The 18,517-nt window shown below is 54.4% G+C and carries 13 protein-coding genes; 6 read left to right on the forward strand and 7 right to left on the reverse strand.

Annotation, left to right across the window (positions count from 1 at the left end):
- Nucleotides 1-97: 97 nt before the first annotated feature.
- Nucleotides 98-700 (forward strand): sigma-70 family RNA polymerase sigma factor, encoded by a 603-nt coding sequence (locus Pla52nx_RS06390; RefSeq protein ID WP_146523354.1) that lies wholly within the window; start codon nucleotides 98-100, stop codon nucleotides 698-700.
- Entirely contained in the window at nucleotides 697-5,703 is a 5,007-nt protein-coding gene (locus Pla52nx_RS06395) for a WD40 repeat domain-containing serine/threonine protein kinase (protein WP_146523355.1), read from the forward strand. Before Pla52nx_RS06390 ends, Pla52nx_RS06395 begins: the two co-directional genes overlap by 4 nt.
- Nucleotides 5,704-6,179: 476 nt before the next feature.
- Here the strand turns inward: Pla52nx_RS06395 and Pla52nx_RS06400 are convergent, their stop codons facing one another.
- Nucleotides 6,180-6,788, reverse strand: coding sequence for a hypothetical protein (locus tag Pla52nx_RS06400; protein ID WP_146523356.1), 609 nt, complete (start codon nucleotides 6,786-6,788; stop codon nucleotides 6,180-6,182).
- A 187-nt stretch (nucleotides 6,789-6,975) separates the two neighbouring features.
- Nucleotides 6,976-7,395, reverse strand: coding sequence for a hypothetical protein (locus Pla52nx_RS06405; RefSeq protein ID WP_146523357.1), 420 nt, complete (start codon nucleotides 7,393-7,395; stop codon nucleotides 6,976-6,978).
- 380 nt (nucleotides 7,396-7,775) lie between these two features.
- Here Pla52nx_RS06405 and Pla52nx_RS06410 point away from each other — a divergent pair, with 380 nt between their 5' ends.
- A complete protein-coding gene (locus Pla52nx_RS06410; RefSeq protein ID WP_146523358.1) occupies nucleotides 7,776-8,912 on the forward strand; it encodes a hypothetical protein in 1,137 nt (378 codons plus the stop codon).
- A gap of 78 nt (nucleotides 8,913-8,990) precedes the next feature.
- Here the strand turns inward: Pla52nx_RS06410 and Pla52nx_RS06415 are convergent, their stop codons facing one another.
- Nucleotides 8,991-10,508 carry a caspase family protein gene (locus Pla52nx_RS06415; RefSeq protein WP_146523359.1) on the reverse strand — a complete coding sequence of 506 codons (1,518 nt, stop codon included), beginning with the start codon at nucleotides 10,506-10,508 and terminating at the stop codon, nucleotides 8,991-8,993.
- Nucleotides 10,509-10,981: 473 nt separating this feature from the next.
- The gene (locus Pla52nx_RS06420; protein WP_146523360.1) at nucleotides 10,982-12,292 is read right to left on the reverse strand and encodes a hypothetical protein; all 1,311 of its coding nucleotides are present in this window, start codon (nucleotides 12,290-12,292) and stop codon (nucleotides 10,982-10,984) included.
- Nucleotides 12,293-12,464: 172 nt separating this feature from the next.
- On the opposite strand from Pla52nx_RS06420, the gene Pla52nx_RS06425 reads away from it, so the two are divergent.
- The gene (locus Pla52nx_RS06425) at nucleotides 12,465-13,034 is read left to right on the forward strand and encodes a hypothetical protein (protein WP_146523361.1); all 570 of its coding nucleotides are present in this window, start codon (nucleotides 12,465-12,467) and stop codon (nucleotides 13,032-13,034) included.
- Between the two features lie 25 nt (nucleotides 13,035-13,059).
- Nucleotides 13,060-14,406: a serine/threonine protein kinase gene (locus tag Pla52nx_RS06430; RefSeq protein WP_231742772.1), complete on the forward strand. Its 1,347-nt coding sequence runs from the start codon at nucleotides 13,060-13,062 to the stop codon at nucleotides 14,404-14,406.
- A gap of 261 nt (nucleotides 14,407-14,667) precedes the next feature.
- Here the strand turns inward: Pla52nx_RS06430 and Pla52nx_RS06435 are convergent, their stop codons facing one another.
- Nucleotides 14,668-15,573, reverse strand: coding sequence for a BBP7 family outer membrane beta-barrel protein (locus Pla52nx_RS06435; protein WP_231742773.1), 906 nt, complete (start codon nucleotides 15,571-15,573; stop codon nucleotides 14,668-14,670).
- A 589-nt stretch (nucleotides 15,574-16,162) separates the two neighbouring features.
- Here Pla52nx_RS06435 and Pla52nx_RS06440 point away from each other — a divergent pair.
- A complete protein-coding gene (locus tag Pla52nx_RS06440; protein ID WP_146523364.1) occupies nucleotides 16,163-16,927 on the forward strand; it encodes a hypothetical protein in 765 nt (254 codons plus the stop codon).
- Here Pla52nx_RS06440 and Pla52nx_RS32875 read toward each other — a convergent pair.
- Both Pla52nx_RS32875 and Pla52nx_RS06450 read right to left on the reverse strand, forming a co-directional pair.
- Nucleotides 16,880-17,155: a putative immunity protein gene (locus Pla52nx_RS32875; RefSeq protein ID WP_390620421.1), complete on the reverse strand. Its 276-nt coding sequence runs from the start codon at nucleotides 17,153-17,155 to the stop codon at nucleotides 16,880-16,882. The genes Pla52nx_RS06440 and Pla52nx_RS32875 overlap by 48 nt on opposite strands.
- Nucleotides 17,156-17,313: 158 nt before the next feature.
- Nucleotides 17,314-18,432 carry a phytanoyl-CoA dioxygenase family protein gene (locus Pla52nx_RS06450; protein WP_197455090.1) on the reverse strand — a complete coding sequence of 373 codons (1,119 nt, stop codon included), beginning with the start codon at nucleotides 18,430-18,432 and terminating at the stop codon, nucleotides 17,314-17,316.
- Nucleotides 18,433-18,517: the final 85 nt, after the last annotated feature.

Consider the following 18,517-nt stretch of genomic DNA (forward strand, 5'->3'; position numbering starts at 1 on the left):
CGCCTTGGGATTGCCCCTGAGTTGTCTGCCGCCGCGTCGACAGCAACGCGATACTGCGGGGTCTGGATTGACGACGACATGAATGGACGTGATTTAGATGAACTCGACGAAAACCGACCAACTGCTCCACAGCATTGCTGGGGGCGACAAGCGGGCACTCGAAACGCTGCTGGCCGAGCATCGCGACTATTTGCGACGCTTGCTTGAAGCGCGCATGGAGCCTGGATTGCGTCAACGCATGGATCCTTCGGACATCATTCAGGAGACGTTACTGGTGGCTAGCCGCAGAATCGACGACTACATCGAACGTCGCCCAACGAGCTTCCGTCTTTGGCTACGCCGCAAGACATTGGAACGGCTAGTCGACGCAAGGCGAAAGCACTTGGCCGACAAACGAGCGATCAACCGAGAATCGCCGCTCAACGATGCCTCTTCGATGGCGATCGCAAAATACCTGCACTCGGAACGAGCGAGCGCGATTGCGATGCGGCGAGAGCTAGTCGACCAAGTCCGTGATGCGATGTTGAAGCTCTCGGAGTCGGATCGCGAAATCCTGATTTTGCGAAACGCCGAACACCTCAGTAACTCCGAGGTCGCCGAAATCTTAGAGATCGAACCAAAAACTGCCAGCAAACGTTATGGCCGAGCGATCTTGAAACTCGGCGAGCAGCTTTCCCAGATGGGAGTATCACGCGGATGAACGACAAGATCACTCGCAAGAACGTCTTGCCATCGGAGCGTTTGACCGACGACTCGCTTGATACGCTGTTGGGCGAAGTTGCTGGTGAATTCTTCGATCGGATGACCAACGGAGAGTGCCCGCAAGTCGAAGATTACGTGGCTCGCTATCCCGAAATCGCCGGACAAATTCTAGCTACATTTCCGGCGCTACAAATCGTCGGTGATTCGCGTGCCGAAAGCAACGGCAAGCGGACGGATACCGACGTCGCGGGACAGAAGAAGCTCGGCGACTTCCGGATTCTTGGCGAGCTAGGCCGTGGCGGAATGGGCGTCGTCTATGAAGCCGAGCAACTTTCCTTGGGTCGAAGAGTGGCGTTGAAGGTCTTGCCCTTTGCGGCCATGGCTCAAGACAAAGCTCTTGAGCGTTTTCGCAATGAAGTCCGAGCTGCTGCCGCGCTGGATCATCCGAATATCGTTTCCGTTTATTCGGTAGGCGAAGAACGCGGCGTCCACTACTACGCCATGCAGTTGATTCGCGGAAAGTCGCTGGCCGATGTGATCGCCGAACTCTCTAAACTAAGCCGCGGCAACGAAGCGATCACGGGCGAATCCATCAGCCGAATCGTCAGTTCTGTTACGTCCCAGCAACGATCCTTCGATGCGACGATCGCAAGCGGATCGCAGGAGGCGGTCGTGACCGTAACGTGTCGCGAGATCGACACGGTTAAGTCCGATCTCAACACCGGCACTCTATCACAGTCGACTGGCATGAACTTCTTTCGCTCGGCGGCCCTGCTTGGCATCCAAGCGGCTGAGGCGTTGCAACACGCGCACGACCAGGGAGTATTGCATCGCGATATCAAGCCGGGCAATTTGATGCTCGATTCCGAAGCACAGCTCTACATCACCGATTTCGGTTTGGCTCGTATCGAAGCGGACGTCGGTATGACGATGACCGGTGACATCTTGGGGACGCTACGTTATATGAGCCCAGAGCAAGCGCTCGCAAATCGCGTGGTCATCGATCATCGCACCGATCTTTACGCGTTGTCCGTCACACTTTACGAGCTGTTGTCGCTCCAGCCTGTTTTCTCTTCACCGGACCGACAGCAACTGCTGCAGCAAATTGCTTTCGAGGAACCGAAAAAGCTTCGTCAGATCGATCGCTCCATCCCTGGCGAGTTAGAGACCATTATTCATAAGGGTTTCGAAAAGAACCCCGATGATCGCTATGCGACGGCCCAGGACTTCGCGGACGACTTGCGTGCCTTCCTTAACGATCGCCCCATCAAAGCCAAACGCGCCACCATCACGCAGCGAACAGGCAAATTGGTTCGCCGACATCAGGCAGTGGTCGCCACCGCGGCGATCGGATTATTTGCCATGCTCGCCATTGGAGCTGGCCTGATGTGGCGATCGTGGCATCGCGAGACTGATTTGCGTGTCGCGGCCGAGAACAGTGCCGTTGATGCAATACAATCCGAAGCAAGGGCGACCAAGCTTGCCGAAGCGATGACGGCTGCCGCAGAACGCGAAAAACATCTGCGTGAGCAGTCCGAGACTAGTGAACGCCGCGCAAAATGGAATCTCTATGTCGCTCGCCTCTATCCGATGGGGCAAGCGCTGAAAGAAGGCGACTACGGACTCCTCACACAGTTGCTCGAGGAAACGATTCCGGCTGACGGCGAACCCGACTATCGTGGCTGGGAGTGGTATTTCCTGGAGGACCAAAACCGGGCGGCATCGTCAGCACTATCGAATCCGAAATCCACTCCCGCCGATTCGATTCGATGGTGCAGCACAAGCAATCGATTCGCCACCAATTCTTCAACATATTGGGGTCGGCGACTCAGAATTTGGGACGGTGCCACCCTCCAACCGATCCATCAAATCACGCTACCGTCTGTCATTTTGGAGTTTGAATTCTCACCGTCGGGTGATCGAATCGCTGCTGGAACTCAAGATGGAAAACTGCACATTGTTAATCTGGACAGCTTCACGATCGTGCAAACCATTACGCCGTTTTCACCAAACCTTGATGACCCGAAAAATACGAAGGTCAACGCGATGCTCCGAGGTCTGACGTGGAGTCCTGATGGACACTCAGTCGCCGTTGGAAACTGGTTCGGTCAAATTGCCACAATTGAACTTCAAACTGGCGAATTGCAGTTTCTTCGGCAGCCGCAAAGCCAGTCTTTCTGCGACAGCCTCGATTGGCACCCGTTCAAACCATTGATCGCGGCAGGCTTGCAATATGGTGAGCGGCGAATTTACAACATTTCCACAGGCTCCAGCATCGCACTTGAAAAGACCAATGATTCGGTTGGCGTTGAAGCCCGTTGGAATCCATCGGGGACGATTTTGGCGTTGGCGGAAAAAAATCGTGTTCGCACCGTGGATGAACAAGGCCGTACGCTTTTCCAACGTGATGCTCACGACGGAAATGTGAATGCGATTCGCTGGATCGATGACGAGCGATTTGCAAGTTGCTCGGACGACCACACCATTCACATTTGCGCCGTCGACCAAACGCAACCACTCGCGGTGGTAAATATTCATGGTGCCGGTGTCACATCAATCGCGGTGGATGCGGCGCATGAGCGGCTGTTTAGTTGCGACTCAAGCATGGACTTGCGAGTGTCGAGTATTCAGAAACATCATTCTTACCAAATTGCCCGAATTGAAGGTGGAACTGCGCGAGAAGAAAGCCGTTGGGGGAAAGACCAGGCCAACGCGTTGAATATGGTGCACCGCATTGAGTGGTCACCGGATGGGACCATGCTGGCGGCGGTTGGGGGCATCTACGTTGGCAATGGCAAGTACAGCGGCGCCGGTAGTGTTTGGAACGCCGCGACCCTCAACCGTTTGAGCGGCTGGGAAACGGGTCTCTGCAAAGGACTCAGTTGGTCCCGCGACGGGGATCGAATCATGGTCCCGAGTCACAGCAAGCAGCTAATTGTTGTGGACCCGCGGACAGCCAGCCAAGTGCAAACTCGGCCGCTGGACTTACTTGACGAATCCATTGCTCTCTGGAGTCCCGACAACAGACTCATTGCAGCCAATGCGTCAGGGCCCCACTTCTGCATCCGAAACGCGAGAACACTCGAACCGATTACTCAATGGATCCTCGCAAACCCCAAACCATTTGTGCATGGCAAATGGAATCATACAGGGAATCGGCTCCTGGAGAGCGGTTGGGGCGGCACATTCCTTCGCGACGTTGAAGGGAATTCCAAAAAAGTTGGCGATGGAATCCGAGCGGCAATGGCCTGGCATTCGACTGATTCTTGCTTTGCGTTGGGAGATCAAAATGGCCAGATCACAATCTTCCGAGCCGACAATTCCGAGCTGGTTGCGACGCTTCACGGGAACCGTGGACCAGTAACTGGCCTCGACTTCTCACCCAACGGCCGACGCCTTGCTTCGGCGAGTTTTGATGGGACGGTCAAGATATGGGACTTCGCATCGGGAACGGAACTGTTGCAATTCTCCGCCGAGGGAATTCACGACTTCACCGATGTTGCTTGGAGTCCCGACGGGCTGCAACTCGCGGTCGGCACGGGATCGCGGGAAGTAGTCGTCTGGGGCACCTCTCAAGTACGTCCAACACCGATGACGGCAACATTTGATGAAACAGGCACGATGATCGGAGCGGTCGACAGTGCTGTCGATACGAAGGTTGATTGCTTCAAGGCTGTACCCGCTCTCCCATGGCGGGTGCCACTGAATGACTTGCAGCAAGCCGCACATGGCCCCGGAGTAAAGGTCGATCGTGCGCGGTTTGAACACTTTCTAAGTCAGTGGACCGACGGAACCACCAGTCCAGATAACGGGCAGACCGATCTGATTCTTGCTTGGCGCGTCTTTATCGATGCTCAAGTCGACGACGAGTCCGCCATCTACCTCGCTGATCGACTCATCGATCATCTCGGCACATCGACGAATGAACTTCCAAGCAGCAAGCTTTTGCTCGAAACGCGTGTCCACGCAAGCCTCGCAAAAGCGGGGAGGCAACTAAAGCTTAATTGGCCGGCCGAAAGTCTGAGCACGATGGATACCGCTGAACGTGATACCGAAGCACTGGTGACTCAATTTCCACAAGATGCGACCTGTTGGCGGCTGCTCCAGAGCGTTCATCTGCAAAAATTCAATGTGGCAGTGCAAGCTTACGAGACCCTTGTGACTTCAACGGAAGCCGATGCCACAACATTGAAACAATGGCTAGATCGCGTAGAGCAACTGTTCGATCACGCCGAAAATCTTCAGGCCAGATTTCCCAATCAAGCCCAAATACTGGAACCGGACGAATCACAAGCAGCAATGGAGCCACCCTGGACGACCGAAGCTCTTACGCGACTCTGTAAGGTTCAATTGCAGAATCAGCAAACCCTCGTGTTTCTCGATCGCTTGATGCTGCGGCTTGCCGGTCGGCTCGACCAAACGGGTACGTCATGGATTCGTGATTCCTATCTGGCGAATTGTCAACTCATGAAGGCGGATGATGACGAGTACCGGGCGAACTGTTTACGAATGCTGGAGAAATATTGTGGCGAAGGAAACAAGTATTCCGAACTTGCTAGCGATAGCGAATTCGAAATGTTGACTTGGGTCGCATTTACCTGTGCCTTAGCGCCCAATGCGGTGGACGATTACGAAACAGCTTTGCAGGTAGCTCGTCGCATCGAGTCGCACGCCCTGGCGAAAGAGAACGCCGCAAGTTTTCGGGGTTACCTTTCCTATCGATCCGGTGACTATGACGTGGCGTTTGAAATCCTATCGCCTTTGATGGAACCATCCGGAGAGGCCGAGGCGTCTTGGCGTGATATGTTGTTTTTGTCGATGACTGAATGTCGACGAGGGAATCTAAACCAGGCGAAACATTGGTTCGAAATGGCCTCCTCGAGGATCGACGATCTGTTGGCAAACGGCAAGGCGGGAACAGATAAGTTCAGATGGGACTCGGTCGCGAGCGCGAGGATCTTGCGAAAAGAAGCCGCAGATCTTCTGTTCGATGAGCCTTGATCAGTCGTCGCCTCATTTTGGGAAACATTCTGAGTGCTGCTTTATCAACTAAGCAAGCCACAGAAGCCGAACGATCTCGGCTTCAAGCGGGAGCGGAAATGTTTCTTGGAAGGACGCAATCCTGGGCTGATCAAAACTTGGCGTTGACACGGATTTTGGTTTTGCATGTTTCGTTCCGCGAAGCACCTTCTGTCGAGCTTGTCTCGGCGGAGGAAACAAGAAAAATATCTTGCGCAAAACGAGTCCACAACCTCAACTTTATGGCAGTCCAGGGCATTGCGCAACGGCAGGGCATTTCAGCGCGTTTTGCCCAGCGTAGGCCCCCTCCCGGATCTTGCTTCGCTCGATCCGACCTCCCCCAGCTGCGCCGGAAGAGGTGACAGAAACTTGCGCAGCGACACAGTGCCACAACCCCAAATTTTGATCAGCCCAGCGCAATCCCAAAAAGCGACCTTAAAACCACGTAAATCACGGTCTCAAGTTGCGGTGCTATGAGAGTTTTCATTCTTGCGGCTTGTCGCTATTGGAGTCCATTGGTAGCCATCGTACGCCACCGTATGCTCGAACTCTGCAAGCTCCACAATCGCTTTGCCCCATTGATCTGAGGTCACTTGGCAGCGAACCTGGAGCATCGATTCCGCATTCTCTGTGGTCCAGAACATCGCGTTACTTTTCAGCCGCAAGTTGATCACCCGACGGATTCCACTTTCGATCGCACCACTGCCGCAGGGCGGGCCTCGGGAGCGGAACGAGACATAACTCAGTTGGCCAGCCTCACCGTGGCGACGAAGGTAAGAGATTTCTGTGCTCAACGCATCAATCGGATCATCTTCCCGCTGAAGCGAAGACAGTTCGTCAACCACACGACGCCATCGACCGTTTCGAAGAAGCGTACGGTGCTGCCGGTAAAGAGGATTTCGCTCCTCTTTGGATAAGCCCAACGCGGCCAACGTCAGCGATACGGGATGCACCGCATGGCAACAATCCAAGACCTCGACCGTTTCGACGTTTTGCAATCCTGCCGTTCTAATGATCCAACTGATACGGTCCCAGATCCACTGAGCTCCGTCAGCAACGAAGGTCACGCTGGCTCATTGCCATCCCAAAAAACACCGCGTCTGAGTCGTTGCTCGACCAGTCATCAGCCCCGCCACAGTCTTTCTGGCTATTTCGATCCGAATCGTCGGTGCTGGGGCCGCTGAAAGGGATTGGCGAGAAGTTTTGCTCTCGCACAACAAATTTGGTGGCTGTTCATCAGCAATGCTCCGTTGCTTAATAACTGCCCAGCCAGACGGTGTGGAACGTCAGGTCGTTGTTGGGGTTGATGTCCGTGATGGCCGGTGTGATGTAAAGGACCGGAACCGGTTGCGGCCCAACGCTGGCGGGATTGATCGTTGTGAGGAAAGCACGCGTCTGTCCGGCCGGCACATCCACGATTGGCTGATTCATGACCATCTGCCATGTCCCGTTGCTGGGGTAATAGAACCAAAGCTGCACGCGTCGTCCGCCGTTCTGACTGTAGTTGAAAACCCCCACGTTCTTGACCCAGCCTCCGACGTACGGTTGGCCGCTCCAGTTGAAGCCGAAACTTGAATCTGCCGCCAAATCAGCCCTTGCTGTTTCGGCTGTTGTCAGTGTTCCGACCGCGACACAAGCCAACAACGCGACCACTCTGGATTTTTGGGCAAACATGTCTGTTCCTCAGTGAGGGGTTTGATTTCGCGGAGATCACCGCACAGACAGAGGAGCACTTTCCTCAGCCAAGACCGGACACAAAAAAGAAAAAAGACGGTCACAAGTCTCATGAATCTTGAGGGAGGTCGAGCAGGGCCCGTCAATCCCATGCGAGGGTGGCCCCATCAGCAAGGGACAAATGTGCGAAAGTGTTTGGCCCAGACGATCCATCGACACCGTTCCGGCAACCAAAGGTACAATCAAAAAGCTTGACCCCTGTCCAATGGGTCACGTCTTCATCGACGGCGATTAGCTTTCGAATGTCGGACAGCGCATAACGAGTCAAGTAGCAACGATGTTCGAAGCATGATGAATCATCGATCTCAAAAGGTCATCCAATGGACTCCATTCTTTCTCGCTCGCTGTTCCTGCCGCTTTGCGTAGCGGTATTGCATTTTGGATTTGCCGACGACGGACCGAAAATCGCCGAGGACGCGTCCCCGCTCATCGAGGGCTGGGGACAAACGATCGATCCCGATGGTGATAGTCAGGTTCATCTCGATGGTCAGTGTCTGACGATTGGTTTCGGTCCCGGCCCACACGCGTTGGACGCGGAAGGAGGCCGGATGAATTCGCCACGAGTCCTACAAGATTTGGCAGGTGATTTCTCGATTGAAGTCACCGTTGACGGAGACCTGCCACTTCCCGTACTCGACGGCGTGAAAACAGTGGCGTACATCAGCGGTGGTCTCTTTCTCATTCAAGATGACAAAAACTACATCCGCTTCGAACGTGCCAGCTTCACCCGAAACGGAACCGTATGGCACTATGCGAATTTCGAACAACGCATCGACGCAAAGAGGACACGGATGGGGCTCTTTGCAGACTTCCCCTTGCAGCCAAACATACCCGTCGAGTTGCGATTGGAGGTAAAAGGTGAATCCGTACGCGCTCTTGTTCGCCACGTGGGCGACGATTGGCATGAATTGGGCATCGCCAGAATGCGGAATCGAGATCGCTTGTTGGCAGGCGTCTCCGGAGTCAAGACGGATCCGGGCAGAGCGGAAGTCAAGTTCAGGGATCTGAATGTGAGCGAAGACCTGGTGGCCGCGAAAGCCAAGTCGTCGTCGGAAATCGACCTCAATGAGATCAGGCAAATCATTCGAACGCCCCAGCCTGAAAACGTGCAATGGAGGTCGTTGATCAGAGAAGTCGAGGAGTTGCAGACCCGGGCCGAGTCGATCGGCGAGCTTTCACAGGTCGAGCAAACCCAACTGATCAACGAAGCGAAAAGAATTGGCACGATGAAGACACCAAGATTGAACTCCTACTTGGGGCCGTCCATCGCACGGCGACTGGCAGAGCGTTTTTCGGACGCCGGTCTCCCCGAACAAGCCATTCGTGTCTACCGCGAATTCGCCGAATCACTTGAACGCCTCAATGAACCAGGCCTGCGTGAGTCGATCCGGTCCTTGCGGGAATCCGCGGATCAACTCGAGCGGCAACAGACCGTCAATCAATCCGCCCAAGAGTGACGTTGCCGAATGTGTCGAAGGTCGAAGCATGGAGCGGTACTGCCAGATCCCCGACGATGATCCTCAGCAATCACGCCATCATTTGTCGACCGTGAACAAGAGCCAAAAATCGTGATTCATATTGTCTCTGCGGATGACCAATTTCAACACATCATCCTTCTTCTTGAATCTGAATTTCTCTTGAAAATGGTTCAAGCTTTGGAAACGGGAGACGCCATTGTACAGAGAGGACGGAGTTGTCGTGTTCCCTGGTGGCTTAAAATAAATCCGGTCACCGGGTTTCAGACCTGATCCCGCTGCAGGGCCTTTTGGGTCTACTGAAGTGACCTGGATCGTTGCGTCGATGTAGTCTGCCTCGAATCCGAACAAACCCTCGTCGTCCGACGCCAAAAGGATCAACGGTCCCTGCCTGCGTAATCCCGACCCGGAAAGCACGCTGTACTCATTCAACGCGTAGTTGGTGGCGATTCTCTCCAATTTCTCGGATCGATTGAGATCGCGAAGATCTAGGTTCGTATCACCTGAAGAGCTCTGAGTTTTGTCGCTGAACATGTCGGGCGTTTCGGACTTGAAGTCGAGCTTGCTCAGATCAATCATTTCCGTTGAAGACAGGTCCGCGAATGGCGGAGCATTTTTCATCGCGTCAGTGCGTGGAGGGACCTTGACGACCGCATCTGGCGTATCCAGCTCTTTTCTTGCGACGTTGTCGCGGTGGGATTGGGTGGGTGTCCGATTAGCGGACATAACCAGCAGATTCATTACGCCGCGCGCAGAGCCAATTCGCTCCGGAGTTTGGGGTTCTCCCAAATGGATTCGAGTCCACTGCTGGACACGCTTGATCGTATAGGACTCCAGTTCCAAATGATCAATTGTCCCGTCACGGTCTTGGTCTGCTTTACCCGAGAAGGCTTCGTTGACGAAGTAAAAAAACACTCCATTCTCAAGTTCCTTGTGCTCGAACGAAAACTGCGAGGCACTGCAACTGAATAGAGCAACCGTTCCGCCGCTGGGCACAGGGGGTCGCCGACTCTTTACGTCTTCGATCGTGATTCGCCGAGGTGCCTTGCGAATGTTTGACAGGGGGTCGTTGCGGCATGCATCGACCAATAGAAACTTGGCCCCTGCTTTGCAAGCGTGTAGATCTTCGTAGATCGATGAGAGCGATATCAGAGTCGACTTGTCTTCCAGCGATGCGTCTGCAGGGCAAAAGTAGTTGACAGGGTCTCCCTTGAACTGCAGTCCATGTCCCGAGAATCCGATGATGATGCTGTCTTGTTCTGTAAGTTCCGAAAGGACCATCGACAGTTCTTTGCGGATCTGACGTGAGGTTGGAGTGTAGCGTGCTTGTTTTGCCGCAGCGGTCTGCGTCATTAACGTGATGTTTCCGGTGGGGACACCCGCTTGTTGCAGGGTTGTCGCAAGATCTTCTACGTCGTTTTCTGAGTAGCTCAGAGGTGTCAGCTCATTGTTGAGCGAATAGTCTCTCACGCCCACCAGGAAAGCATATTGGTCCGCGGACGCCTGCTTTCTGGATGCGAAAACGACCAAGATAAGGAGGCATAGGCTCACCAATCGTTTGGTAAATGACTTGTCCATCACATCTCAATCTTTCAAGTTGAAATCCCAGCGGGAAATCGGTATCGAAACCGCCGTCACCAGTGGAACGTATTTAGGGGCTCAAGCTTCCCGTGTTTAGGTACGATCAATCATTTTGCAGCACAGTTCATGTGGCTCGATGTTCCCCACCGCGAGCCTCGGCGGGGATCGCCGAACCACTGATGGATTGCTGGTCCTTTGGCAACCAACTCTATCTTAGCAAGTGATTTCTGGAGAAACACTCGTCAAGTCGAGAGGAGGCTGACCGAAAGTTTCGTGCAAACCGGTCTTCCCGAGCAGGCCATTCGTGTCTACCGCGAGTTCGCTGAATCGATCGAGCGACTCATTGAGTCGGGTTTGGTGAGTCGATCCGGTCCTTGCGGGAATCCGCGGATCAACTCGAGCGGCAACAGACCGTCAACAAAGCCGCCAAGGATTGACGTTGCCAAACCAGCGGACAGGAAAATGAATCGTCATTTGGCCAGGTCCAACTGAAAGGTTGGCGAGGTCTTCAACGTGATTTCTCCGGGAATGAAGCCGGGGTCGACGAATGACGCTGAAATCACCTGCTCACCCTTGGTCAGCTTGTACTCGCCTACCTCGCGTGATTCCACAAGCGTCTCAATTTTCCAGCCCGCATCTTTGCATGATTGAATCCATTGACTCACCGCTGCTTTTGCGGTCCCTGAACGCACGGTGAACTCCAACTTTTGTTTCGTTGCCTGTCTGATGTCAGCACCGTCAGGTCGGGCAATGACGATCCTGGTCGGATTCAACAGTCGGGCTTCGTCTGCATCACGCTTCGTCTGGGCCTGGAGCACCGCCATCTTTGCTTGTTGCGATTCCCGCTCGACTTGCTCTGCCGTTTGGAACCGAAGCTGGAACCGCGTCACTGACTCAACCGTATAAAACGACAGCTCTGCCATCTCTTTTGCTTGGTTGACAAAGATCAAGTGATCACGGAAATCAATTTTTATCGGTTGCTCCGTCGTCGCGTTCCATCCCGCCTCTGTCAGCGTCTTACGATACGCGGTCGCAAACTCATCAACGCCCAGCGTGCTGTCACCATCCAAAGTCGTTGTCATATCCGAGTAAGCCACACGCACCAAATCGGGAACCATCGGCAGCGTCGATGACATCAACTCGGTCGAGTAGTGCAGCGTCGTTACGCCCGGCTGTGCGGGCGACTCGGAGCACATCACCTGCAGACGAACAGCATTTTGTCGCATGAAGAATGATACGGTCGTGTCACCAAACCACTCCCAACCAGCACCTTCGAGCAACTCGCGACAACGTACCTTGGCTTGGTCGACGGACAGCTCACAGGTAAAGATCGCCGAGGCGGGTTGTACGTAAAGCTCTTTGCTTTCCGGCTTTGGCAACCCACGCAGATTCACGTCGCCTTGATTCAGGAGGGTGACGGAGGCCACGTCCGGCATGCCACTTGGCATCACCATCAGACTGACGGTGAACCCAGACTTTTGGTAAACCGAACTGCAGTATGCATCGGTAAAGCTTGCTCCGTCGAGTCTTGTGAAACCGCGCTGTTGCATGATCTCATCGAGCTGCTTCGCGATTTTGACGGTCTCTCCGTCGCACTGATATGACTGCGAAGCGATCCTCGTTTGCGGGTCACCGATGCAGTCGATCAACGGCTTGCCCGACAGATCCAAGACCGACTTGGCCTGTTCAAGCGTCGCAGCCCTGCCGGGCACCGCCCCCTGACCCCACGACATTCCATTGACCACGACGACCAACAACACAACCGCGAAAGACCTACGCATTTTTGGAAAGCCAGTTAGGTTGACATCTGCCGGTCACAAGGATGCACCCGCGCAGCTAGCCGATATCGTATCCGAGAGCTCTCCAGCCGATCAATCTGGCAAAACACCACAAATCCGAGCTAACGTGGCATTGAGCAATCTTTGTCGGCGAGCCCTCGAATAGAATGGTGACATGGCAACCATCGACGAACCATCCAACGAATGCCCTCATTGCGGGACACCGATTTCTAATGAGCTGACAGAAGCCGTCTGCCCTCGATGCTTGCTTGCCACAGTGATCGTGGATGCAACGGATGGCGCGATTGCCGAAACGATGGACACGGGTTCAATTGAACCGTCGCAATCTACGGATTGCGGAGTTTCGCGAACTGAATCCGGATTCTATGGCGATCGCTTCGAGAATCTCAGCGAGCAGCATGACCGCACTATGCACTTCGGCGACTATGTTCTCATCGAAGAACTCGCTCGTGGAGGCATGGGAGTGGTCTACCGTGCACGCCATCAAAAGCTTGGGCGCGAGGTTGCGATGAAGGTGATCCTGAGTGGCCAACTCGCGTCGACAAATGATGTGCGCCGGTTTGAAATGGAAGCAGAGTCTGCTGCAGCGCTCGATCATCCCGGAATCGTTCCGATCTACGTGCATTTGTCTCGATCGTTGCCCAGGTTGCCGAATCGATTGACTACGCCCACCGACGTGGAATTTTGCATCGCGATATCAAACCCCGAACATTCTGCTGGATAGCAATGGCCGACCGCTCGTTACCGACTTGGGGCTGGCAAAGCGAACGGAAGCGGATAACGATTTGACGCGTACCGGCGCAGTGGTTGGAACGCCCGCGTACATGCCGCCTGAGCAAGCGTCAGCCGCCAAGGAAATCACCACCGCGGCGGACGTTTACGCATTGGGGGCCATACTTTACGAAGGACTGACCGGCCGACCACCACATCAAGCGGATTCTGCGATCGCGACTTTGATGAAAGCAGCCAAGGAGAACATTGTCAAACCAAGCGAGCACAACGCGAAAGTCGACCGAGTGTTGGAACTGATTTGCATGAAGTGCTTGGAACGTGATCCCGGTCAACGCTACGGTTCTGCCTCCATGCTGCGAGACGACCTACTCCGCTGGCTTGCCGGCGAGTCGGTATCGGTCAAGCCGAGGTCTCTGGTGGCCATATTGGGTGATCTCGTCAACCATCAACTGCGTTCAGCAATTGGGGCAATGCTGCTGGGCGTCAGTGGCGGCTTTGCATTGGGGATCCCGCTCTACAGTGGCATCGCAAACCGATTGTTTGGTCGTCCAGAATCGAGATTCAGCATCGAGGCGCTGCAGGAGAGTTTGCCGTCGTCGGCGCGCTCCACATCCTGGTGGCTCAGTCCGCCAGAGTTCCTCAATGGTCCTGCCGTGTTCTTCGGACTGTTATTCTGCCTGATGCTTGGGCTGTTGATCCGCAAACTGGTAAGACCCAAGCATGTTCAGGAAGCATTGGCGATCGGATTGGTCGCCGGTTTGCTGATGGCAATCGTAGAGTTTGGGCTGTACGGCATCGCAGCAGGCTGGCAAACGTTTGCGATTGTCAACGCGGACGAAATCGACATGCTGGCCAGCGCGGCTGTATCAAATGCTGTCGGCCGCGAGAAAGCGATAGAAGGGATCGTTGGCAAATTTCCCGATCTGCAAAACGTGCCAGAAGCACAGCGCGGAAAAGTGCTCGGCCAGATTGTATCGACGCAGATCATGCTTTCATCGCCGCCGGTGACATTGGTTTGCCTATCGGGATGCTTAGTCTTTGCCTGCATCTACTGCGTGGCAGGAACGATACATTCGTATCGATTGTCCAATCATTCGTTCTCGCGTGGAAATCGATTGCTGCGTTACGTTGAGGTCCTACTGTTGTTGACCATCGCTGGATTTCTTTTCTGCGTGTCTGTCTTCACACTTTCCGGAATGATCTCGAGCAGCGACGGACGTGTTTCGCTGTCGTTTCGCGTATGGTTCTCATGTCTGGTGGCATGCGTTCTGGTCATCCCAGGATGGATAATGTGGAGATGGCATTTTCGCTGGGCCTCCTACGCGATCGGTCTGGGCTTGATCGTGCTTGCGTTATCCTTTTGAGCACCCATTATCTTTGAGAGACGCGTTGGCGACATTGCTTTCCGCACACCTTATCTCTCCCCCTTGATCCAATGTCAAAAACCACAGGCTGCATGCTACATCTGCTTGACTTGCTCTCTATCCACGCTTGCCCTGGCGGAAGCAAAGACTCGCGAAGTCGATCTTGAAGCTGCGTGGTACGTATTCCGGCTTGAACAGCATGGCAACTGAGGTACAACGCTACCCCGGCCACGCCGGATTTCACCGTGGGCAGTCAAGAGACTACCGAAGCACGTACTCTAGGCCGAGAAATCCGCCGTGCAGAATCAGCGTGGAGTTCGTGCCGGAATCGCTAATGCTCTGGTAGGCGGGAAAGCTCTGCACGGTTGCGTTCTGAGCGGATAGGAACTCGCCAGCCAGTGAAAACCCGGAATACGCCTGAACCAAATACCCAGCACGCAATGCCCAACGCTCCGTCAATTGAGCCGTCCCAGTGACGCCGCCGCGAAGCATCACGCTGAATTCTGACGCGTCCGCAGTATCGTCGAATGCGGGATTACCATGACCTGTGTCGGTAAAACGCAGTTGTGACCGACTGGAGTTTCCGCCAATGGCGGTCATGCCGTGCAACTGCAGGCCGAAGAATCCGAGTTGATGGGCTGATTGAATGCCCAGTTGCGGCCCAAAGAAGTCATTGCTCGTGTCGGACGACGTGTAATCCGAGCCGAAGATAGAAGTGCTTTCGATCTGAAACTGCTCGTTGAATCGAGTGTAGTTGAGTCCAAAAAGGACATCGAGCTGATCTCCTTCTCCGTTCCGCAAGTTGTGACGCAAGTTCAGCTCGACGTTGTGGAGCGAAGCGTCTTGTCGCAATGTGGTGGAAACATTGGAGTCACCGTGCCCTGATGCCGTGAAATCTGACACGATCGAGCCGCCGCCAACGATCGTCCGTGACTCTGGCCAATCCCAGACTCCCAAGTAGCTTGCCTCAACCGCAACGGTATCGTTGAGGGGCAGGCCGTACAGGGATCGGTATCCCAACTCGGTGTCTGACGATTCGGCAGAAACGGCGTTGCCACCGATCGTTCCAAAATCAAACGTCCCGGACTTACGGGAAAGAAACATCAGGTCCCGTTGCGAGTAAAGCTGGGCTTCGGCTGGTGTGGCACCAACAAGAGCGGCGGTCATCAGAAATGACAAACAAAATAGGAGTCGCATGGGTTCCTTCCCGAATCTCGACAACATCATCCATGAACATCACTGCGTTGAAGCAGCGGTGCGGGATGTTTCGCACCTGACATCGATCGTCGTGACAGTGGATAAGTTCGAGAGAATCGACAAGATCCCTCACAGCCAAACCGTCGCATTCGATCGACCGCGATTTGAGGAGGCTTTCCGTCAAAATCGAACTACGACGAGAGCCGTTTCGATCCGACTGCCCACACCGGATGGCCGAGCGCTGCAGTGGCCGAGAAGTCGCCCTGGAAGAGAAAAGGATTCCAGACGAGAAAAAGAATCCAGAACGCGTTTCTGACGCTATCGAATGCCGTTTAAGATGCCACTAGCCGTACAGATGAGTGGTCCGTGTCTCGTCATGCACAGCATGACCTACGAATACTTGAGTCTTTTCGAAAAAAGACATGTGAATTCGCTGATGTGGATTGCGTCGTTTGGGGAAACAATTCCTGCTGATTCGAGTAGGCATTTCGCTGTGATTGAGCGGGCGGAGTGGTAGTGTTCAGCGAACGAGTTTCCAAATCACAGGGGAGAATCACGCATGACACGACTGCTCATTATCTTGGCCGCCGTTGCAACGATTTGTTGTAATGAAGCCCAGGCTCAAGTTTTTTTCAGGGGCGGATTGCTGCAGCGCGAGTTCGGTACGCGTGGGGTTGATGCCCGACGGCCGCAGGCGCCCAACCGCTATCGAACACCTTACCCCACATCCTCCCAGGGAATCAGCATCGGTGTCGGCAGTTACCCCTACTACAACTACCCACGTCCGGGGCAGTTTGATCCTTATCGTTTCGACAACTACGTTCACGATCCCTATGCAACCGGCAGCTTCAAGGCTCCTGATCTGTTGAACGATCCGTACTTCCGTGAACGCCATCGCTATGACAGTCGGTTCCCCGGACGTTATCGTGTCCCCGCCGTTCCCTCACCTGAGGTTCCTTATCACCCTCATCAAGCCGTACAGGAACCACGGAGCCATTCGCACTACGCACCGGCTCCTCGCCAGATCGCGCCGGCCGAACGAACCAACAACCCAACCGGATTTGACGCCGGCCCAGAGCAGCTTGCCCGCAGTTTGATGAATGGACGCGACAGTGACCTTTGGTTGGAGTTCTTGATGCCCGATCAAGTCAGCGCGATGATCGCCGAGGGAAACGAGGAGCAGTTGCGAGACTTGCTTGGCCGCTACGAAGGGATTCAGAATAGTGAAGAACTCGAATGGATCACAAAGCTGGACGGATTTGCCGCAACGAAGGCGTTATTGCGAAGCCACGTGAGCTTGCCCAACCAATCCCTCAGTCTGTAACGTCGAGGCATCGGTCGGAAGAAACTCTTGCTGCAGGGACAAGAAGCTATGTTTCCTGCTGATGACCAACTCGTCCAGGGACGCGTCTCCTGCAAAGAATCGTCGCGCTGTTTCGATCGCGTGTCGCGGGCGACCATCGTCGTCAACGTGACGCTCAAGAACGGGCAACACATGCTCGACACAGTCACATTCAAACCGGCGGCAAACTTCCGAGGGTAGCGACTTCATGGTCGAGCGAATCTATTTGCCATCAGCATCGACGTGTTTCCCTGTGGCATCCAACAACAGTCGGATAAACTCGTCGTGCGTCATAGCTCCTCAACCACTCCCCTTGTCCTTTTCGTCCTGCGAAACCCGGTAGACAATCCTGAGAATTCGGACACCCACTAACCGATTCTTGGCCGCGGGAGAATGGTATTGTGCCCAAACCGATCTTCACCGTGCACCTGCATGCAACCAATACCGTCCTTGGCGAACTGGTGATCGCCTTCAGGGGTAGTGAATATGTCTCCATCGTGAACGGCGGTTACTCTGACATCGTTCGTGGTGTACCGCCCCGCGAGGGCCAGCCTGGTTTCTGTAGCTGTGATGTTTGGGTAGGAGGCATGCATGTTCATTGAAGTGAAGATGACGCACTGCCCAGCTTTCATCTCGATGTCCTCGATCACCGCATGTTCGAACAGGTCGGGAATCCTCTTCACAATGACATCAAACAGAAACTGAGCCTTGGTGAAGTTGCCCGTCGTGTGTTTCATGGCCCAAACTCCGTTCATCAGCTCCTCGTAGGAAAGTCCACGAAGTGCGCCGAATTGGTTGTCAAATAGTTCGTATGCCATCCGTTCAAAGCGACCATCTTCAAATGAGCATGGAAGAAATCTCAGGCAACCATTGGCGACAGCACTGTCCGTCAGCGCCACCCACGCGGTCAATTGCACAAGACTCGGGTCGGTATCCGCGGCGGGAACAAGTTTCTGAGCCTTTGAGTTCTCTCGAAATGTCCCCGTCTGATGCCAGAACGTTCCATCGGCGCCTGGCTTCTTTTCGAAGAATTGCGAGCGCCACAAGATGAGGTCATCGCCGAGCAGGCTTGCCAATCGATGCGTGATTGCTGGATGGTGGAGGACCGCGGCAAACTCCGGAAACCGTAGTGCTTGAAACATCCCGCTGTAGTTGATCGACCACAGGCCAGCCCGGCGCATAATCGGAGCAATCTGATTGCCGATCAGGATTTTCCCGTCAAAATCGTTTTCATGGAGGTCCTCAGCACGATGGGAAAGGGCCGCCGAATCTTCCGTACTCAACACATCGAATGGACCAACGATACCTGTTTGTTCGAATGCCGCTACGTCTTCTCGTGACAGATAGAAGCCGCCCTTGGTCTCTGCAAATGAGGAGCCCTTCGTTTGAACCTTGAATCCGCGTGCTTCGCTAACGGTCGACGTAACCTGCCGCCATCCCGCAAGTTGTCGAATCTGAACGAACTGCTTCAACAGAAGGGCGAGCACCGCGCTACATGTCAAGCGAAGCTTGGTACCTCGCGAAAGCTGGCAACGACGTCGTTGGTCTCCGATCGGGACAAAGCCACGTAGC

The sequence above is a fragment of the Stieleria varia genome (genome assembly GCF_038443385.1).
Taxonomy (GTDB): Bacteria; Planctomycetota; Planctomycetia; order Pirellulales; family Pirellulaceae; genus Stieleria; species Stieleria varia.

Coding starts and splice junctions, on each gene's coding strand:
- Pla52nx_RS06390 (WP_146523354.1), top strand. CDS start 98: ATGAACTCGACGAAAACCGACCAACTGCTCCACAGCATTGCTGGGGGC.
- Pla52nx_RS06395 (WP_146523355.1), top strand. CDS start 697: ATGAACGACAAGATCACTCGCAAGAACGTCTTGCCATCGGAGCGTTTG.
- Pla52nx_RS06405 (WP_146523357.1), bottom strand. CDS start 7,395: ATGTTTGCCCAAAAATCCAGAGTGGTCGCGTTGTTGGCTTGTGTCGCG.
- Pla52nx_RS06410 (WP_146523358.1), top strand. CDS start 7,776: ATGGACTCCATTCTTTCTCGCTCGCTGTTCCTGCCGCTTTGCGTAGCG.
- Pla52nx_RS06415 (WP_146523359.1), bottom strand. CDS start 10,508: ATGGACAAGTCATTTACCAAACGATTGGTGAGCCTATGCCTCCTTATC.
- Pla52nx_RS06420 (WP_146523360.1), bottom strand. CDS start 12,292: ATGCGTAGGTCTTTCGCGGTTGTGTTGTTGGTCGTCGTGGTCAATGGA.
- Pla52nx_RS06425 (WP_146523361.1), top strand. CDS start 12,465: ATGGCAACCATCGACGAACCATCCAACGAATGCCCTCATTGCGGGACA.
- Pla52nx_RS06435 (WP_231742773.1), bottom strand. CDS start 15,573: ATGACCGCCGCTCTTGTTGGTGCCACACCAGCCGAAGCCCAGCTTTAC.
- Pla52nx_RS06440 (WP_146523364.1), top strand. CDS start 16,163: ATGACACGACTGCTCATTATCTTGGCCGCCGTTGCAACGATTTGTTGT.
- Pla52nx_RS32875 (WP_390620421.1), bottom strand. CDS start 17,155: ATGAAGTCGCTACCCTCGGAAGTTTGCCGCCGGTTTGAATGTGACTGT.